The sequence below is a fragment of the Neorhizobium sp. SHOUNA12A genome (assembly GCF_023006505.1).
Lineage (GTDB): Bacteria > Pseudomonadota > Alphaproteobacteria > Rhizobiales > Rhizobiaceae > Neorhizobium.
Window position 1 is genome coordinate 106,159 of record NZ_JALBGV010000002.1, and the last position, 16,909, is coordinate 123,067.

Annotated in this window: 16 protein-coding genes; 9 read left to right on the forward strand and 7 right to left on the reverse strand. The window is 60.3% G+C overall.

Annotation, left to right across the window (positions count from 1 at the left end; all coding sequences use genetic code 11):
• Positions 1-46: 46 nt before the first annotated feature.
• The 7 genes from MOV63_RS01415 (at position 47) to MOV63_RS01445 (ending at position 6,744) form a co-directional block, all read left to right on the forward strand.
• Positions 47-724 carry a GntR family transcriptional regulator gene (locus MOV63_RS01415; RefSeq protein WP_247031199.1) on the forward strand — a complete coding sequence of 226 codons (678 nt, stop codon included), beginning with the start codon at positions 47-49 and terminating at the stop codon, positions 722-724.
• A complete protein-coding gene (locus tag MOV63_RS01420) occupies positions 721-1,704 on the forward strand; it encodes an alpha/beta hydrolase (RefSeq protein WP_247031200.1) in 984 nt (327 codons plus the stop codon). Before MOV63_RS01415 ends, MOV63_RS01420 begins: the two co-directional genes overlap by 4 nt.
• A gap of 25 nt (positions 1,705-1,729) precedes the next feature.
• The gene (locus MOV63_RS01425) at positions 1,730-2,929 is read left to right on the forward strand and encodes a sugar ABC transporter substrate-binding protein (RefSeq protein WP_247031201.1); all 1,200 of its coding nucleotides are present in this window, start codon (positions 1,730-1,732) and stop codon (positions 2,927-2,929) included.
• Between the two features lie 68 nt (positions 2,930-2,997).
• The gene (locus MOV63_RS01430; RefSeq protein ID WP_247031202.1) at positions 2,998-3,921 is read left to right on the forward strand and encodes a carbohydrate ABC transporter permease; all 924 of its coding nucleotides are present in this window, start codon (positions 2,998-3,000) and stop codon (positions 3,919-3,921) included.
• Positions 3,918-4,751, forward strand: coding sequence for a carbohydrate ABC transporter permease (locus MOV63_RS01435; protein ID WP_247031203.1), 834 nt, complete (start codon positions 3,918-3,920; stop codon positions 4,749-4,751). Before MOV63_RS01430 ends, MOV63_RS01435 begins: the two co-directional genes overlap by 4 nt.
• Positions 4,752-4,870: 119 nt before the next feature.
• The gene (locus MOV63_RS01440; protein WP_309500812.1) at positions 4,871-5,752 is read left to right on the forward strand and encodes a sugar phosphate isomerase/epimerase family protein; all 882 of its coding nucleotides are present in this window, start codon (positions 4,871-4,873) and stop codon (positions 5,750-5,752) included.
• Entirely contained in the window at positions 5,749-6,744 is a 996-nt protein-coding gene (locus tag MOV63_RS01445) for a Gfo/Idh/MocA family protein (protein WP_247031205.1), read from the forward strand. Before MOV63_RS01440 ends, MOV63_RS01445 begins: the two co-directional genes overlap by 4 nt.
• A 159-nt stretch (positions 6,745-6,903) precedes the next feature.
• Here MOV63_RS01445 and MOV63_RS01450 read toward each other — a convergent pair whose 3' ends face one another.
• Positions 6,904-7,788 carry an NAD(P)H-binding protein gene (locus MOV63_RS01450; RefSeq protein ID WP_247031206.1) on the reverse strand — a complete coding sequence of 295 codons (885 nt, stop codon included), beginning with the start codon at positions 7,786-7,788 and terminating at the stop codon, positions 6,904-6,906.
• Between the two features lie 143 nt (positions 7,789-7,931).
• Between MOV63_RS01450 and MOV63_RS01455 the strand changes: the two genes are divergently transcribed.
• Complete coding sequence (locus MOV63_RS01455) at positions 7,932-8,867, forward strand: AraC family transcriptional regulator (RefSeq protein ID WP_247031207.1); 936 nt, start codon at positions 7,932-7,934, stop codon at positions 8,865-8,867.
• A gap of 59 nt (positions 8,868-8,926) precedes the next feature.
• Here MOV63_RS01455 and MOV63_RS01460 read toward each other — a convergent pair whose 3' ends face one another.
• Genes MOV63_RS01460 through MOV63_RS01480 form a run of 5 tightly spaced genes read right to left on the reverse strand, consistent with a single transcriptional unit; the run spans position 8,927 to position 13,991 of the window.
• On the reverse strand, positions 8,927-9,664 hold the full coding sequence (locus tag MOV63_RS01460; RefSeq protein ID WP_247031208.1) for an ABC transporter ATP-binding protein: 738 nt from the start codon (positions 9,662-9,664) through the stop codon (positions 8,927-8,929).
• Positions 9,661-10,506 (reverse strand): ABC transporter ATP-binding protein, encoded by an 846-nt coding sequence (locus MOV63_RS01465; protein WP_040125569.1) that lies wholly within the window; start codon positions 10,504-10,506, stop codon positions 9,661-9,663. The genes MOV63_RS01460 and MOV63_RS01465 overlap by 4 nt, the downstream gene beginning before the upstream one ends.
• Complete coding sequence (locus MOV63_RS01470) at positions 10,493-11,395, reverse strand: ABC transporter permease (protein ID WP_247031209.1); 903 nt, start codon at positions 11,393-11,395, stop codon at positions 10,493-10,495. The genes MOV63_RS01465 and MOV63_RS01470 overlap by 14 nt, the downstream gene beginning before the upstream one ends.
• Complete coding sequence (locus MOV63_RS01475; RefSeq protein WP_040125567.1) at positions 11,392-12,420, reverse strand: ABC transporter permease; 1,029 nt, start codon at positions 12,418-12,420, stop codon at positions 11,392-11,394. Before MOV63_RS01475 ends, MOV63_RS01470 begins: the two co-directional genes overlap by 4 nt.
• 26 nt (positions 12,421-12,446) lie before the next feature.
• Entirely contained in the window at positions 12,447-13,991 is a 1,545-nt protein-coding gene (locus MOV63_RS01480) for an ABC transporter substrate-binding protein (RefSeq protein ID WP_405029291.1), read from the reverse strand.
• A gap of 410 nt (positions 13,992-14,401) precedes the next feature.
• On the opposite strand from MOV63_RS01480, the gene MOV63_RS01485 reads away from it, so the two are divergent.
• Positions 14,402-15,370, forward strand: coding sequence for a mannonate dehydratase (locus MOV63_RS01485; protein WP_041366123.1), 969 nt, complete (start codon positions 14,402-14,404; stop codon positions 15,368-15,370).
• Positions 15,371-15,617: 247 nt separating this feature from the next.
• Here the strand turns inward: MOV63_RS01485 and MOV63_RS01490 are convergent, their stop codons facing one another.
• Positions 15,618-16,709 carry a hypothetical protein gene (locus tag MOV63_RS01490; protein WP_247031250.1) on the reverse strand — a complete coding sequence of 364 codons (1,092 nt, stop codon included), beginning with the start codon at positions 16,707-16,709 and terminating at the stop codon, positions 15,618-15,620.
• Positions 16,710-16,909 lie beyond the last annotated feature (200 nt).

Genomic DNA, 16,909 nt, shown 5'->3' on the forward strand with positions numbered 1-16,909 from the left:
TCAATAATGATAAGTTTAGAAATGCGCAACCGGCTGGATCGACTACATGGCGTATTTTTCGTCTCGACCGACATCGACCAAACCCCCCAAGGCAGGTGCTGCCTTCAACGCCTTGAAACGCGACATCATGCTTGGAACGCTGGCGCCCGGAACCGGGCTGACCGAGCTGGAGCTGGCGGCGCATTTCCAGTGCAGCCAGGGAACGGTGCGTGAAGCGCTGCTTCAGCTCCAGGAGGAGGGGCTTGTTCGTCGCCAGGGGCATCGAGGCACGCAGGTTTCGGAATGTACCGAGGACGAGGCGATCGAAATGTTCAGGCTGCGCCAGCAGATCGAAGGCAGCGGCATGGCGCGTGTGATGCGTGCGCCGAGCCGGACGCTGGTCAAGGAGCTCAATGGCCTTCTTGAGAAGATGCTTGTCGCTGCCGGAGCGGGAGATGAACTGGAACTCGCTTCGTTCGACCGCGACTTCCATCGCCGAATTTTCGAGGATGCCAATCTGCCGGCACTCGACCCGATCCTGCATCGCTGCCTCGTTCACAATCACCGCTTCAAGATTTCCCGCAGCCCGATGGCGCGGGATCTCGAGGCGACGGCGCTACGCCATCGCAGCATCATTGACGCGATCGAGGGCGGCGACGCAAGGCGCGCCACCGCCGCCATGCATCATCATATCGCGACCATCGTCGACTTTGGGCCGGAAGTCTTCCCGGAGGTGATCCAGTGAGCAACGATATCGAATTGTCGGGTGTCTTGTCGGACGAGATGGCGGCGCTCATCGAGCGGGTCCTTGCCGAACTGGGACCGTTACCGGATCCGACAATGCTGCCGCCTGCGCAAGGTCGGGCGCAATCGCTTGCCGCCAATGTTCGCTGCAACGTTAACCTGCCGGCGATGGAAAGTGTGACCGAGGTCATGGTGGCGGAAGACCCAAGCCTTGGTTCGGCACGTTGTCGCCTCAAGGTGCTCGTCCCTCCCGGCGGCGGGGCAGGCGCCATCCTTTTCGTACACGGCGGCGGTTTTGCCTTCTGCTCGCCGGAAACCCACGAGCGCTGCGCCCGGGTTCTGGCACTTGAAAGCGGCCTGCCGGTCGTCATGCCTGATTATCGGCTGGCGCCGGAAAATCCCTATCCGGCGGGCCTCAAGGATGTCGTTGCCAGCCTGCGCAACTTCTTCGAAGTGACGGCCGATGCCGGTATTCGCCGCGGCCCGTTGCTGATTTCGGGCGACTCCGCGGGCGCGAACCTTGCTCTTGCGGCAATGCTGCATGAGCAAGCGGAAGGCCGCGCATTGCCGGATGCAGCGCTGCTCTTCTACGGCTGTTACGCGCGGAGCTTCGCGTCGCCGTCCTATGTTCGCTTCTCCGAAGGCCCTGGGCTGACGCGTGGCAAGATGCAGCGCTACTGGTCGTTCTATTCCGGCGAGTGCGCGATCGAGGAGGATCCGCTCGCCTGTCCCCTCGTGGCTTCCGATGCGGCCCTGGCCGCGCTGCCGCCGCTTTATCTGATGGCGGCCGCCGTGGATCCGCTGCTTTCCGACACATTGGGCCTGAGCCAGCGCCTCAAGGCTCTTGGCCGTGATGACGAGTTGCACATCGTGCCGGGCGTCATCCACGGTTTCCTGCAGAACACCAACGAACTTTCGGCCGCAAGGGAGGCTCTGGCGGCCGCGGGCAATGCAGCAAGGCGACTAACAAGACGTCCATGACGTAAACAATCAGGAGGAGGAGACTATGAAATTTCTGAAGACACTCGCGCTCGGGGCCGCTCTCGCGGCTTCGGCCGCTTTCAGCCAGGCCAAGGCGGAAACCGTCCGCTTCTGGTACCATTTCGACAATCCGGCGAACCCGATGTCGGATCTGGTCAAGAAATTCGAGACAGCCAATCCCGGCATCAAGATCGAAGCCGAGAACGTGCCGTGGAACAGCTACTACGACAACCTCTACACCGCGCTGGTCGGCGGCAACGCGCCTGACGCGGCCATGGTGAAGCTCTTCGCCCAGCCGCGGCTCGCCGAAATGGGCGCGCTGGAACCGATCGGCAAGCAGATCGACAGCTGGAAAGGCAAAGCAGACCTTCTGGATAACCTGCTCGAGCTGAACAAGGGGCCTGACGGCAAGCAATATTATCTGCCGATCCAATATGTCGTCCTCTATCTATACTATCGAACCGACCTCTTCCAGGCAGCCGGCTTGCAGCCGCCGAAGACCTGTGAAGAATTCCGCAACGCGGCCATCAAGCTCACCAATGCGCCGCAGACCTATGGTTTCGGCTTGCGCGGCGGCAAGGGCGGCTGGGACCAGTGGGGTGCATTCGTGCTCTCCCAGGGCGCCGAGCTGAAGCCGGGCGGCTTGACCAAGCCGGAGGCGATCGCCGCAAACCAGTGGCTGGTGGATCTCTTCCAGAAGGACAAGGTCATTCCGCCGTCCGCACCGAATGACGGTTTCCAGGAAATCGTCGCTGCCTTCAAATCAGGCAAGACGGCGATGACCATCCACCATATCGGTTCGTCCAAGGATCTCGTGGCCGCGCTCGGCGACAAGGTCTCCGCCGTGCCGGTTCCGAAATGCGGCAATGGCCAATGGACTTCCTACGGTGACGAGTCGCTCGCGATCTTCTCTTCGTCCTCGGTGAAGGATGCCGCCTGGAAGTGGATTTCGTTTCTCGCAGAAGGCCAGAACAACGTTGCCTTCAACAGCGCGACGGGTCAGCTGACGGTTACGAAGAGCGGCTCCGCCGACTGGAAACTCCATGAGCGCCGTTTCGTCGAAGCGACGGTCCAGTCCTTGCCATTCGCAAAGGTGCTGCCGCAGACCTCGGCGGTCTCGGAATTCGTCAACACGGCCTGGCAGACGAACATGCAGCAGGCGCTGACCGGCCAGATCACGGCGAAGAAAATGATGGAACAGCTGCAGACGCTGTTTGCTCAGTAAAATCTCCCGGTCCCGGCAGTGATGTGCCGGGACCTCCTTCTCCGCCGTGATCCACAGGCAGGATAAGCATGTCCCTATCGATCTCTTCCCCCACGCAGCGCCGCACAACGTCGATATGGCGTTCCGAGCGGCTGCTTCCCTACCTGCTGCTTGCCCCCGCCGTCGTGGTCACCGTCGTCATCGTCTTCATGCCGATGGTGCAGGCGGTGTTCACCAGCTTCTACGATCTCATCCTGTTTCGGCCGAACGCCAGCAAGTTCGTCGGTTTCGGGAACTACGTGAAGCTGTTCAACGATCCGGTCTTCTGGACGGCGCTCTGGAACACGATCATCTGGATCGGGCTGACCGTGCCGCTGCAGATGGGGTTGGGGCTTGTCGCAGCGCTGCTTCTCAACCGGGAATTTCCCTGGCGCGGTCTTGCGCGCGCCCTCATCATCATTCCCTGGGCACTGCCGAGCGTCGTGATCGCGCTGATGTGGCGCTGGATCTATGACCCGAATACCGGCGTGCTCAACGACATCCTCATCTATCTTTCGATCGTTCGCTCGGCCGTGCCGTGGCTGGCCGATCCGAGTGTCGCGCTCTACGCGATCATCGCGACGCTGACCTGGCAGGGTTTTCCTTTCTTCGCGGTGATGATCCTTGCCGGCCTGCAGGGCATTCCACGCAGCCAGTATGAGGCGGCCTCGATCGACGGCGCTTCTACGTGGCGGCAATTCCTGCATATCACCTTGCCGGGGATCGCGCCGGTGCTGGCAACGGCCGGGCTGCTCCGGGTGATCTGGGTCGCCAATTCCATGGATGTCATCTTCGTCATGACCGGCGGCGGTCCGGGTTATGCGACGCACACGCTGCCGCTCTACGCCTTCGTCAAGGCGCGCCAGAATCTCGATTTCGGATACGGCACGTCGATCGCCGTCACCTTCACCATTCTTCTGGGTGCGTTCGTGGCACTCTATCTCGCCCGCACCATGCGCGAGGTGGAACGATGAGACAGCAGAGCACCCTTCGCCGGATCCTCACCACGGACCTGCCCGTCCTGGTGATCGTCCTCTTCGCCATGGCGCCGTTCGCCTGGATGATCCTGACGTCGCTGACGCCGACCGCCGTGCTTTCTGCCACCGGTGTATCGCTCTCGCCGCGTGGCTGGAGCCTCGACAACTATGTGCGGCTGGTCGAGCAGACGTCCTTCCTCAAGAACATGCTCGACAGCCTGATCATCGCCGGCGGCACGGTCGTCGTCGGACTGATCGTCTCGGTTACGGCCGCCTATGCCTTCTCGCGGTTCCGCTTCCCGGGCCGCAAGCTGTTGATGCTGCAGTTCCTGCTGATCAACATGTTCCCGATCGTGCTGCTCATCCTGCCGCTCTTCGTGCTGATGCGGCGCTTCAACATTCTCGACACCCATTTCGGCCTGATCCTTGCCAATGCGACGGTGGCGATCCCGTTCGCGGTGTGGATGCTGACGAGCTATATCGGCGCCATCCCGAAGAGCCTCGACGAAGCAGCCATGACGGATGGGTGCTCGCGGCTGACGGCGCTGCGCAAGATAGTCCTGCCGCTGACCATGCCGGGCATCATCTCCACCGGCATCTACATCTTCATCACCGCCTGGAACGAATATCTCTACGCCCTGACGCTCGGCGGGCGAAACGTACGGCCGGTCACGGTGGCGATCCAGACGCTGATCGGCGAGTACCAGATCGAATGGGGCCTGCTGGCGGCCGGCGCCGTCGTCGGCGCCATGCCTGCAACCATCCTGTTCCTTCTCGTTCAGCGCCGCCTCGTCGGCGGCCTGACCCAGGGTGCGGTGAAAGGGTGAGAAATGGCCGGCGCTGAAAGAGTTCTGCCCTCATTCCTGTGCTCGTCACAGAGATGAGGGAAGCAAACATTCGCCAGAAAGAACAACAGAACTATCGAGGAATTTGAAAAGGAATGACAATGAACCCCATCGGGTTGATTTCCATGCAATATGCGAGGCCTTTTACGGCCGAGCATTTCCCGCTGTTTGAGAAGATGCGTGAGCACGGTTTTGATTTTGTGGAGCTTCTGGTTCCGGAGATCGTCGAACTCGACATCGGGGAAACAAAAAGGGCGCTCGACGATGCCGGCCTCGGCGTGGTGCTCGCCGCCCGCGTCAATCTGCAGCGCAATCTCGCATCGGCGGATGCCGAGACCCATCGCGCCGGTATCGACTACCTGAAATACACGGTCGATTGCGCCGCCGGCCTGGGTGCGAAGATCGTCGGAGGCCCGCTGACCGGAAATCCGCTGGTTTTCGCCGGACGCCCCCCGCAGCCGGTCGACGAAACCGAAAGGCTGGCCCGGAAGGAACGCTGCGTCAGGGGTCTGAAGGAGACTGGCGATTATGCGGGCAAGGCCGGCGTGCTATTGGCCGTCGAACCGCTGAACCGTTTCGAAAGCGATGTGCTCTGCACAACGCAGCAAGCGATGGAATTGCTGGACGCGGTCGATAACCCGGCCGTCAAACTGATGCTCGATACCTTCCACATGCACATGGAAGAAAGCTCGATCGCCGAGGCGATCCTCCTTGCCGGTGACCGTCTCGTGCATTTCCAGGCCAATGAGAACCACCGCGGCTTCCCGGGAACGGGAATGACCAACTGGGTCGAGGTCTGCCGCGCGCTTCACGAGGTCGGTTACAAGGGACCGGTATCGCTCGAGCCGTTCCGGCGCAGTGACGACCGTTTCGGCGTGCCGTTTGCCCAGTGGCGCCCGCCGCACGAGGACGAAAGCAATCGCCTCGCAGCCTCCAGCGCATTCATGAAATCCCATCTCCTGCTTACGGAATATCGTCGATGACTTTGAAAATCGGTTGGATCGGTTGTGGTATCCACGCAACCCAGATGCTGCTTCCCCAGCTCGTGCGCCATGATGTCGAGCTCGTGGCGATGTGCGATATCGACGGCAAGCGCCTGAAGGATGCCGGCCGGCAATTCGGCGTCACCAATCTGACGACGGATGCCCAGACGCTGCTTTCGACACCCGGGATCGATGCGGTCGGAATGGCCGTCGGGCCGGATCAGCACCTCGCCTTCGGCAAGGCGGCGCTCGAACGGGGCCTGTCGGTTTTCATGGAAAAACCGCCATCGGGTTCTGCCGCCGGTGCGCGGGAGCTTCTGGTCGCTTCCGAAAAGGCAAAGAAGCCGCTGCTCGTCGGGTTCATGAAGCGATATTCGATCGGCAACCGCATGGCGGCGAACATCGTGAAATCCGGACGCTTCGGGGACGTGCTGGGCCTGACCGGCTACTACATGACAGCCCCCGGCTATTTCGTCGGCAACGTCGATTACACCGGCTTCTTCCTGCACCACTGCGTCCACTACATGGACCTTGTGTCCTTCCTGGTTTCACCGGTTCGTTCGATCTCCACCCGCAAGGTCGAAAAGACCCCGGGACGCCTGCTTTTCCATGTGGCTTTCGAATTCGAATGCGGCGCGATCGGCAATATCGCCATGGGTACAGTCCAGTCGCGGGGCACTCCGGTCGAGCGGATCGAGCTGATGGGCGACCATCAGCGCATCGAGGTGGACGACGTGATCGAGATCCGCTGGCACCGCAACCCGCCCTTCAAGATCGACGACCTCGGCGCGACGCTGAAGGAGGATTGCGATACGCTGACCTGGAAGCCGAATTTTACGGCGGCCGCCAACGAGGACCCGAAAGGATATCACGCATTGCTGGCCGACGTCGTCCCGGCCCTGGGGGGAGCTTCGACGCCCGCCCCGACGATCGCCGAAGGCGTCATCGCCATGGAGCGGCTGGAAACGATGCGGCGCGAACTGGCACTTTGATCTGACGCGGCCGGCACGACGAGAATTTCCCCGCCCGACGGTTTGGGATCTGTGAAAGATTTCGGCGAAACCTCTACCGATGCCGCTTGTGCTGCCGGTGAAGGATAGCGTTGCCTGTCGTCTGCATGTGGTCGTCTCCTTAAATTGGACGCCCGGCTTTCAATCGAGGATCGCCGGGCGAAGCGTCGTTTCGCACCATTGGCGGAAGCTCGTGGGTGTGGTGTTGTCAGCACTTCGCGCGACGCCGAGGTCGAGGCCGCGGTTCTTCGCGTCTGCCATGTCTGTCATTCCCTGGGCCATTGCTTCGGAATACCCGAACTGCAAGAACCGGGCTTTATAGGCGTCGAGCGGAATCTGCTGGAACCGTATCGGCCTGCCGAGCACATCGGACATGATGTCCGCCATGTCATTGAAGGAGATGTTCTCTGGACCGAGGACCGCGACTTCTTCTTGACCTGTCCAGGTCTCGTCGAGTAGCAGTCGCGATGCGACGGCCGCGATGTCGCGGGTAGCGCAGCTCGGCAATTTCAGGTCGCCGTCGATCGGCGAAAAGAGCGCTCCTTGGGCCTTAATCACCGCCGCCTGCATGAGGGTGTTGTCCATGAACGACGGCATGGTCAGCGCCCTAAAATTCACGCCAGTGGCCGCGATCAGGTCGTCCATCGCAAGCGAGGCCGTGACATAACCGGCCTGGTTGGCGAGCGGGGTCGTTCGACCGAGCGCACTGACGCTGACGACGCGTTTGACGCCGCAGGCCTTCAACGCTTCGGCAGCCGGCTTACTAAAATCGACATAGGCAGCCGTGATGCTCTCCGCTTTCGAGTCGGCAGGCACCAGCCAAAAGACGGCGTCGGCGCCCTCGAATGCCTGGTTCACGACATTGGCATCGGCATGGGAACCCGAAACGATCTCAACCCGGTTGCGAATGGAATCGGATAGCCTGGATGGATCGCGGACGATGACGCGTACGGCGGCGCCGTTCTCAAGCAGATTCTCAACGAGCTGATGGCCGATATCGCCCGTAGGGGTCGTGACTACAATCATGGCAGGCTCCTTATGTCCTCGTGGGGTCGACATCGTTCCTGGTCCGGGACCAACGCCGTAGCTCGCCGACACAAATAAGGCGTTGCTCGCAGACGATCCATGCTCCATGGTCTTGATTATCGTCGCGATCGTCCGGAAAACGTATGGATCCCCTGTCCGAGCTTCTCACCCTGCTAAAACCCAGCAGCACCATTTCGTCCGGCTTCGATGCCGGCGGGGATTGGTCGGTCCGGTTCGGCGACCAGCAACGCCAGATCAAATGTTATGTGATCCAGTCGGGCGGGTGCTGGTTGGCCGTGGATGGCGTCCGCGATCCGGTACGCCTCGAGCAGGGTGACTGCTTTGTGCTTCCGCGCGGATTGCCGTTCCGGCTTGCAAGCGACCTCAATCTGCCCTCTATCGATGCCTCCACGATCTTTCCGCCAGCCCGTGCCGGCGGAATGGTGACCATCAACGGAGGGGGTGGTTTTTCCCTGACGGGATCCCGCTTTGCGGTCGGTGGTCATCATGCCGAACTGCTGCTGGAAATGTTGCCGCCCATCGTGCACCTCAGCCAGGAAGCGGAGCGGGACGCCTTGCGCTGGTCGATCGAACGCATGATGCAGGAAGTTCGTTTAAACCAGCCTGGCGGCTACCTCATGGCTCAACATCTTGCGCATATGATGCTGCTCCAGGCGCTTCGCATGCATCTCGCAAACGGTCATCAGGGCACGGGATGGTTCTTTGCCTTGTCGGACAAGCGTTTGAGCAGCGCAATTCGGGCCATTCACGCCGATCCTGCAAGACATTGGACGCTGACGGAGCTTGGCGAGACAGCTGGCATGTCACGCTCGGTATTTGCGGAACGCTTCAGGGCAACTGTTGGAGAGACACCGATCGACTATCTGTCGCGATGGCGCATGCTTCTTGCCTGCGACCGGCTCGAAAAGGGAAATGATCCCATCTCCGTTGTCGCGCCGGCGCTCGGCTACCAGTCCGAGAGCGCCTTCAGCAAGGCGTTCAAGCGAGTGGTCGGGTGCTCGCCGCGACAATATCGCGGACAGGTGGACACCTCTCCTGAAACACAGCTCGCACCCTGATCCGGATAGACAGCGTCTTTCGCTACGGCGGAGACGTCGTCGGCTCGGAGTGCACGGTGCTACAAAAAACTTGCGTCGAACAATTCGTGGGAATAGCTCGCGTGGGTCACGCCCGCCTGCAGATCCGCCTTGGTGAGTTCGTCGACGAACACGCCATTCTGCATGACGAGGACCCGATCGCACATATGGGAGATGACGGAGAGATCGTGACTGACGAGAATGAACGTCAGATTGCGCTCCTCCCGCTGGTCCGCCAGCAGATTGAGCACTTCCGCCTGGATCGAGACATCGAGCGCCGAAGTCGGTTCGTCGAGAAGCAGGATCGGCGGTGACAGGATCAGCGCCCGTGCAATCGCTACGCGCTGACGCTGGCCGCCGGAGAGTTCATGCGGGAAACGGCCGGCGAAATGCGCCGGCAGGCCGACCTGTTGCAGTGCCTCCGCGACCCTTGTCCAACCGTCGCCAGCGCCCATCGACCTGATGGGTTCGGCGAGTGCGGTGCCGATGCGGTGGCGTGGATGCAGCGAGCCGTAGGGGTCCTGAAACACCATCTGGGCAAGCTTCAGCTCGTCGCGTGTCCGCACCTTGCCGACCGGTTTGCCGTCAAACGATATCGATCCAGTCCATGCGCCCTCGAGGCCGGCAAGCGAGCGCAGCACCGTCGATTTGCCGCAACCGGATTCACCGACGATGCCGAGCGCTTCGCCGCGGCTCACGGCGAAACTGACACCGCGAACGACATGATTGCTTTTATCCTTGGAGCCATAGACGACATCGAGGTTTTCGACCTTGATCATGGATTGGTCTCCACTTCGATCGATTTGCGATCGAGGACTTTCAGGCGTCTGACGGGATGTTTGGGATCAGGCATCGCAGCGATCAGGCCCCGGGTGTAGGGATGCGCTGCATCTTCGAGCTTGCTCAGCGTTTCGACGACGCGGCCAGAATACATGACCAGAATGCGCTCGCAAAAAGCAGCGACCATACGGATGTCGTGGCTGATGAGGATCAGGCCGGAATTGTTCTCCCGCACCAGTTCATCGAGCAGCGTCAGAACGTCCTTGCGTACGCTGACGTCGAGCGCAGACGTCGGTTCATCGGCGATCACGAGCTTGGGGCGCGCCAGAAGCATCATCGCGATCATCACGCGCTGGCCCATGCCGCCGGATATCTGGTGCGGGTAAAGAGACAGGACACGATCGGGATCGTTGATGCGCACCCTCGCCAGCATGTCGCGGGCGTGCGCAACGGCAGCCTTGCCACCGACGCCAAGATGCAGCTTTGCAGCCTCGGCGACCTGTTTTCCGATGGTTAGGACAGGGTTCAACGAATAACGCGGATCCTGCATGATCAGGGCGATATCCTTGCCGCGAAGAGCGCCCATCTGCCGTTCGGTCTTTTCCAGCAACGGGCTGCCGAGGAAATCCATTCGCTCGGCGGTCACGCCGGCGCGCTGCGGCAAGAGCCGCATGATGGCGCGGCCGGTGGTCGATTTGCCCGAACCGGATTCACCAACGATGCCGATGCGCTCCCGCCCCACATCAAAGCTGACATTGGAGACCGCCGGAATGGAGTTTCGGCCGAAGCGGACGTTCAGGCCGCGAACGGACAGGACGGGCATTTCCTCAAGATCTGGCATGGCGCGGGTCCAATAGATCGCGAAGCGTGTCTCCGGCGATGTTGAAGGCAAGGCTGGTCAACAGAATGGCGACGCCGGGCATCACCGCGACCCACCAATAATCGAGCATGAATTTTCGCCCGCTGGAAATCATCGCACCCCATTCCGGCAGCGGCGGCTGCGCGCCGAGACCGAGGAAGCCAAGGGACGCGGCCGTCAGGATGATGCCTGCCATGTTGAGCGTCAGCCGCACGATCACCGAGGGGATACACATCGGGGCGATGTAGAGAAACAGGATGCGCAATGGCGAAGCGCCATAAAGCCTTGCGGCCGCCACGTAATCCGCATTGCGCACGACGAGTGCTTCCGCGCGTGCAAGTCGGGCGATCGGCGGCCAGGCCGTCAGCGAAATGGCAACGATCGCGGTTCCCAAGCCTGCCCCGAGAGCCGCGGCGAAGGCAAGCGCCAGGATCAGTGACGGAAACGACAGGACTATATCCGTGGCCCGCATCAGAATGGCATCGGTGCGTCCGCCGAAAAAGCCCGCGACGACGCCGATGACGAGGCCGATCGGGCCGACAATCACCGAGACGGACAAGACGGTCTGGATGGTGATGCGCGTGCCGTAGACGAGACGGCTGAAGATATCACGTCCGAATTCGTCCGTGCCGGCGAGATGCGCGAGGCTCGGAGGCTGAAGCGCGTCGCCCAATGTCTGGGCCGCGGGATCGTAAGGTGCGATCCACGGCGCAAAGATTGCGACCACGACCAGAATGGCGAGGATGATGAAGCCCACCATGCCAAGTGGTTCGTCGGCGAGTTTGCGCAGAATGCGGGAGGTCGAGTTCCATATCCGGGTGCTGATTGCCGGCGGCTGAATGATGGCGTCGTCCTGAACGATATTGCTCATCGTGCGGCCTCCCGGGTGCGCGGATCAAGAAGCGCGTAGGCGATGTCTGCAATGAAATTCAGGAGCATGAAGATGAAACCAACAATGATCGTCGCCGCGAGAATTGCGTTCATGTCGCCGATCATGAGCGCATTGGTCATGTACTGACCGATGCCGGGCCATGAAAACACGATCTCGGTGACCACGGCGCCTTCCAGCAGGTTGCCGTAAGAAATCGCGAGGACCGTGATCAATTGAACCGCGATATTGGGCAGGACGTGGCTGATGACGGTGCGGACCGGACCGACGCCCTTGGCGCGCGCGGCGATGACATAATCCTGATTGAGCTGCTCCAGCGTGAATGCCCGGGTCATGCGCGTGATATAAGCCATGGCCATATAGGCAAGGATGCAGGCCGGCAGGATGATATGCGACAGGGCGTTCCAGAATATGTCCGTCTCGCCTTCGAGCAGGCTATCGACGAGCATCAGTCCCGTGGTCGGTTCGATCAGGCCTTCATAGAAGACATCGACGCGACCGGGGCCGCCGACCAGGTTGAGGCCGGCATAGAAGATGACCAACCCCACGATACCGAACCAGAAGACCGGGATCGAATGCCCGACCAGCGCAAAGACACGGGCAAACTTGTCGATCGCGCTATCCCTGAAAAGACCGGCGGCCAGGCCGAGGGGAACGCCGATCAGAGTGGAAATCAACACCGCGAGCGTTGCAAGTTCCAGCGTTGCCGGGAATGCCTGGGACAGGTCCTTGGTGACCGCGTTACCGGTGAGGATGGCTGTGCCCATATCGCCGTGCAGCAGTCCCCAGACATAGACGAAGAATTGCTGGTAGAGCGGCAAATCGAGGCCAAGCCTGACGCGCATGGCCTCGTAGGCTTTCGGATCGGCGAGTTCGCCGACAATGGCCCCGACCGGATCGGTCGGCATGACGCGACCGATCACGAAGGTGACGCACAACAGGATGAACAGGCTGACGATCAGATGGATAAGTCGTCGTCCCAGCTCGGCTAACGAAAGTTCCTTCATGATCGGCTGCCTGATCTGACGCTAAGTTACTTATCGGTCTTCGTGACGCCTTCGAGACGTGTCGTCTGGCTCGGATGCCCGATATAACCCTGCACACGGCTCGTCAGAACGATCGGCTCATATCGTTCGAAGAGCGGCAGAACAGCAGGCTTCTGGGCAACGAACATTTCCTGCATCTGAACGTAAAGGGCGCCGCGCTTCTTCGCATCCGGTTCCAGCGCAGCCTTGGCGGTGATGGCCGTCAGTTCGGGAATGTCCCAGCCGGAGCGCCATACGAAGTTGCCGGCATTGTTGGCCTTCAGCGAATTATCCGGATTGCTGGAGAATTGCTCCATCGCGCCCAGGACGTTCGGCATATAGGCACCCGTCTGCGGGATCAGCAGATCGAAATCTCGCGCTCGGTGCGCGGCGATGATATCCGCACCATTACCCTGCATGATATTGACCTTGACGCCGATCTGGCCGAGCGACGCCTGGATCGCGGTCGCAAGATCGATGCGAGGCGTCTGGGCAATCGTCTTCAGGTTCACCGTGAAGCCGTCCTTGTATCCGGCTTCGGCCAACAGCGCCTTTGCCTTTGCCACGTCCAGCTTCCAATCCGGGCTCGGAATGGCAAATTCGAAGTTTTCCGGAACGGGAACCGTGCGTGCCCGGCCGTACGGCCCCATGATGGCCTTTTCCATGCCCTTGTAGTCGATGCCGTAGGCAATCGCTTCGCGGACCTTGGGGTTGGAAAGCGGCTCCTTGCTGGCGTTCATCGACAGGACGTAAAAGCCCCCGGTCGGGACGCGCTGGATTTCGTAACCCTGCTTGCCGGTGAAGGTTGCAAGGTCGGTCGCGGTCAGCGCACTTGCGATGTCGATATCGCCACGCTCGAGCATCAGCCGCTCGACCTGGCTCTCAGGCACATGGCGCACGATGACGCGGCGCATCTTGGGCTGTCCGGCGACGTAATTCTTGTTCGCGTCTAGGATGACGATCTCGTTCGGCGTCCACTTGTTCAGCGTGAAAGGGCCCGAGCCTGCCGAATTGGTGCGCAACCACGCATTGCCCCAGTCGTCGTTGACGACGTGGCTCTTCAGTTCCTTGCTGTCGACAACGCTCGCGATGACCATTGCCAGGCGATAGAGCAGGAGCTCGGAGGTGACCTCGCCGGAAAGGTCAATGCGCACGGTCTTCTCGTCCGGCGCAGTTACCAGCTTTTCGACATTGCCACCGTTGTAGCCGACGCGCTTGAGATTGGCGGCGGCGGCCTGGTCGAGTTTCAGGAGGCGGGTGATCGAGTAGACAACGTCCGCGGAGGTGACCGGGTTGCCCGAGGCGAATTCCGCCTTGCGCAGATGGAACGTGATGCCCTTGTCGTCGATCTCCCACTTTTCGGCAAGCTGCGGGGAAATCTTTCCAGAACCGTCGGTGGAAACCAGGCGATCGTAGAGGTTTGCCATGATCTCGTTGGCTTTGGCTTCCGTCGCCTGATGCGGATCCAGCGAGAGAACCTGGGCAAGCGAAGTCGCAATAACAAGCTGATTGGCCGGCGTCTCGGCAAAAGCTGCTGGCGTGCCGAACGACATGACAGCGAAAGCGGCGCCGACGAGCAATCGAGTGCAAAGATATTTCATTGTAACTCCTCCCAGAGCTGACCAAGGGCATCGCCGCTTGTTTTAAGCGTTGTATGATGACTTAGCGGACTTTATGGGGGATGGCAAGCATTGCCGAAATAGCCCATCAGGCTGACTTCCGGACCTTCGGCGAGCCTCCCCGAAGATCTTCAGGGCAAGCTATCCAAGGATAACCGTTTGATAATGCGCGTGATCACGCGATCTCTCGCGAAAAGCCTGAAAGACTATCTGCCGGTGGCGAGAAGTGGCCCCGTAATATGTCCGTCCGCCCGTCTGAACGCCGGACCGCACGAAGATGCTCGACAGTCGATAAAAATCATAATAGGTCGTATGATATGTGAGAGGCTCGGGAGGACGTTAAAATGTATGTTGGCACACAAGTTGGCGCGAGAGATGATGACGACTACCGTGTTTTCGCTCAATTGGGGTTGAAACACATCTGCGCAGACCCGCCCGGCGCGCCTTCGAGCTGGAAGCTGGAAGATCTCGAGCGTCATCGCGACAAGATCGAGAGCTTCGGGCTGATCCTCGACATGATCCAGCTTCCGCTTCCCTCGCAGCCCATCGAGAAGGCGTCCTATCCGGATATCCTCCTCAAAGGCCCCGATCGCGACCGGCAGATCGACGCCGTGTGCAGGTTGATCGAGGAAACGGCGAAGGCCGGAATCCCGTCTGTGAAATACAATCTCAACCTGATCGGCATCCCACGTACCCAGATGGAACCGGGGCGAGGCGGGTCACTCAACGAAGCATTTCGATGGGACAAAGCTGACCAGCAGGCCGAACCAGGCCTGGCGGGTGTGCTGTCCGAAGACGAAAACTGGGAGCGGATCGACTATTTCCTGGAACGGGTGGTGCCTGTCGCGGAGAGCAACAAGGTGCGGCTTGCCTGCCATCCGCATGATCCTTACACCCCGCCCGGTTACAAGGGCGTTACTCGCGTGCTCGGCACCGTCGAGGGTTTGAAAAAGTTCGTGCTGATGCGCGAGAGCCCCTATCACGGTCTCAATTTTTGCCAAGGCTCGATCGGCGAAATGCTGGACAATCCCGGGCAGGAAATCGACGATATTATTCGTTGGTTCGGGACACGCGGCAAGATCTTCAATGTCCACTTCCGTAACATCGCGGGCGGAAAACTTTCCTTCATGGAAACCTTCCCGGACGAGGGCGACATGGACATGGTGCGCTCCCTCAAGGTTTATAAAGAGGTCGGCTATCGCTACATGATCATGCCGGATCACGTTCCCACGATAAGCGGCCGCGATCCCACGGGCGTGGCCTTTGCTTTTTGCTACGGTTATATCGCTGCCCTGCTCGAAGCGATGAAATAGCGACTTCGATGGCCACCTATGCGCCACGAACGTTGATCGAAGCTGCCGAGCTCGGCGGCTCTTCGGGCTCAGCCCGTCTTGCAACAGAGCTTGGACTTCCATGCCGGCAATCTAACCGGCTCCGTATGGAGCCGGACGGGACTGAGACGAATGCCCACTTGGGCGGCAGACTTGAATAACTGGCAGCCATTGCCAGGTTTAAGTGTGCAAAAGATGCTGCCTGAGCAGACGTTCGCCGGCCAGGCTGCTATTTCCAGCTTGTATAATCACTTGCGACGCAGCCAAACGGCGCTCGATCATGGCCGAACCGTTTTTTCAGCTGGCCGCATCCCCATTCGTTCAACGGCGCCGGCATCAGGTTGTTGATGTCCATCCCCGGGCTTTGAAACTGCGTGCTCGAACTGGTCACATACCAAAGCCAGAAACCGAACACGCCGACCACGATCACCAGCAGGGTGCCGAAAAACATTTGCAGCCGCTTCCCGACAGAAATGGTGTTTTTTGCCTCGTCGAGCAACACCGGTCTGCTCTGGCCGTCGTTAAACTGCACGAATGGGGCAAGCGCAGCGTCACGCTCGTCTCCAGTCAGCCCGATACGCTGCAGACGATCATCCAGAAGTACCGGCAAGGCGGTATTACCGTGCCTGACGGCCAGCCCGACGGCCTTTCCATTCGCTTCGCCGACAATCAGCGGCTCTTCGCCGTCCCTCATCCGCGTGTAGACCGAGCGCCCCGTCTTATCGCCGGCGAGCTTGTCGTTGTAGGTGATATTGAGAAGGTTTCGCTTCCGGTCGAAAGCGGTGATTTCGACCGGCACAGGCTTTAGGAGCGCTGGCCGCCGCAGCTGACGTTTGACATGCCAGATCCGCAGAGCCAGAAACAGCATTCCCAGGCTCATGCCGCCGACCAGCGCGGTGAACAGGCCAAGGGTGATGATCCGATTCCAGAGCTTGTCCAGGCCAAGGCTCATGGTCGCCAGTTCCGGGTGATCGATGGAGATCACAAGATCCGTCTCGTAGTCTCCCGTATGAAAGTCTACGAACATGATCTCCACATCAGAGCTGTAGTTTCGTCCGTTGTAGCTGTAGACGAGCCGCGCCTCGCAATCGGTGAAGATGGCCCTGCGGGTCGTGCATCGCCCGTTTTGCACATCCCCATCGTCCATCACCAAGGGGTTCCGGCTGATCTGGAAATCGCGCAGGACCCCCGGCGCTTGCCAGAGGACCAGGAAAACAGCCAGTGCGAGAATGATGGGGGCCAACCAGAAGTAAGCTCCAGGTGTCGAGATAACGTCGCGGGCGATTGAGAGCGGGCGGTTCGGCAAAATGAGAGCGGGCATAATGGCGGCTTTCAACTATGTCGTTCGACGGTTGATCGGACTGATCTCTAGTGTCGCATCGGTGAAGCAATCTGCTTGTTATAGTACCTCTTCAAAAAGCCCGCCTTGGTTAGGACAATTCGTCGATTCGCGGAATAGATGTTTTCCCGCTTATTCGCCTATAGGTAGCCGCCGCCCGTCGGCACCACGAAGACCGACAA

Bases quoted from the DNA above. Each gene is read 5' to 3' on its own strand.
- MOV63_RS01475 (WP_040125567.1), bottom strand. From the start codon at position 12,420: ATGAAGGAACTTTCGTTAGCCGAGCTGGGACGACGACTTATCCATCTG.
- MOV63_RS01455 (WP_247031207.1), top strand. From the start codon at position 7,932: ATGGATCCCCTGTCCGAGCTTCTCACCCTGCTAAAACCCAGCAGCACC.
- MOV63_RS01460 (WP_247031208.1), bottom strand. From the start codon at position 9,664: ATGATCAAGGTCGAAAACCTCGATGTCGTCTATGGCTCCAAGGATAAA.
- MOV63_RS01430 (WP_247031202.1), top strand. From the start codon at position 2,998: ATGTCCCTATCGATCTCTTCCCCCACGCAGCGCCGCACAACGTCGATA.
- MOV63_RS01425 (WP_247031201.1), top strand. From the start codon at position 1,730: ATGAAATTTCTGAAGACACTCGCGCTCGGGGCCGCTCTCGCGGCTTCG.
- MOV63_RS01480 (WP_405029291.1), bottom strand. From the start codon at position 13,991: ATGTCGTTCGGCACGCCAGCAGCTTTTGCCGAGACGCCGGCCAATCAG.
- MOV63_RS01435 (WP_247031203.1), top strand. From the start codon at position 3,918: ATGAGACAGCAGAGCACCCTTCGCCGGATCCTCACCACGGACCTGCCC.
- MOV63_RS01485 (WP_041366123.1), top strand. From the start codon at position 14,402: ATGTATGTTGGCACACAAGTTGGCGCGAGAGATGATGACGACTACCGT.
- MOV63_RS01450 (WP_247031206.1), bottom strand. From the start codon at position 7,788: ATGATTGTAGTCACGACCCCTACGGGCGATATCGGCCATCAGCTCGTT.
- MOV63_RS01465 (WP_040125569.1), bottom strand. From the start codon at position 10,506: ATGCCAGATCTTGAGGAAATGCCCGTCCTGTCCGTTCGCGGCCTGAAC.
- MOV63_RS01440 (WP_309500812.1), top strand. From the start codon at position 4,871: ATGAACCCCATCGGGTTGATTTCCATGCAATATGCGAGGCCTTTTACG.
- MOV63_RS01490 (WP_247031250.1), bottom strand. From the start codon at position 16,709: ATGCCCGCTCTCATTTTGCCGAACCGCCCGCTCTCAATCGCCCGCGAC.
- MOV63_RS01445 (WP_247031205.1), top strand. From the start codon at position 5,749: ATGACTTTGAAAATCGGTTGGATCGGTTGTGGTATCCACGCAACCCAG.
- MOV63_RS01470 (WP_247031209.1), bottom strand. From the start codon at position 11,395: ATGAGCAATATCGTTCAGGACGACGCCATCATTCAGCCGCCGGCAATC.
- MOV63_RS01415 (WP_247031199.1), top strand. From the start codon at position 47: ATGGCGTATTTTTCGTCTCGACCGACATCGACCAAACCCCCCAAGGCA.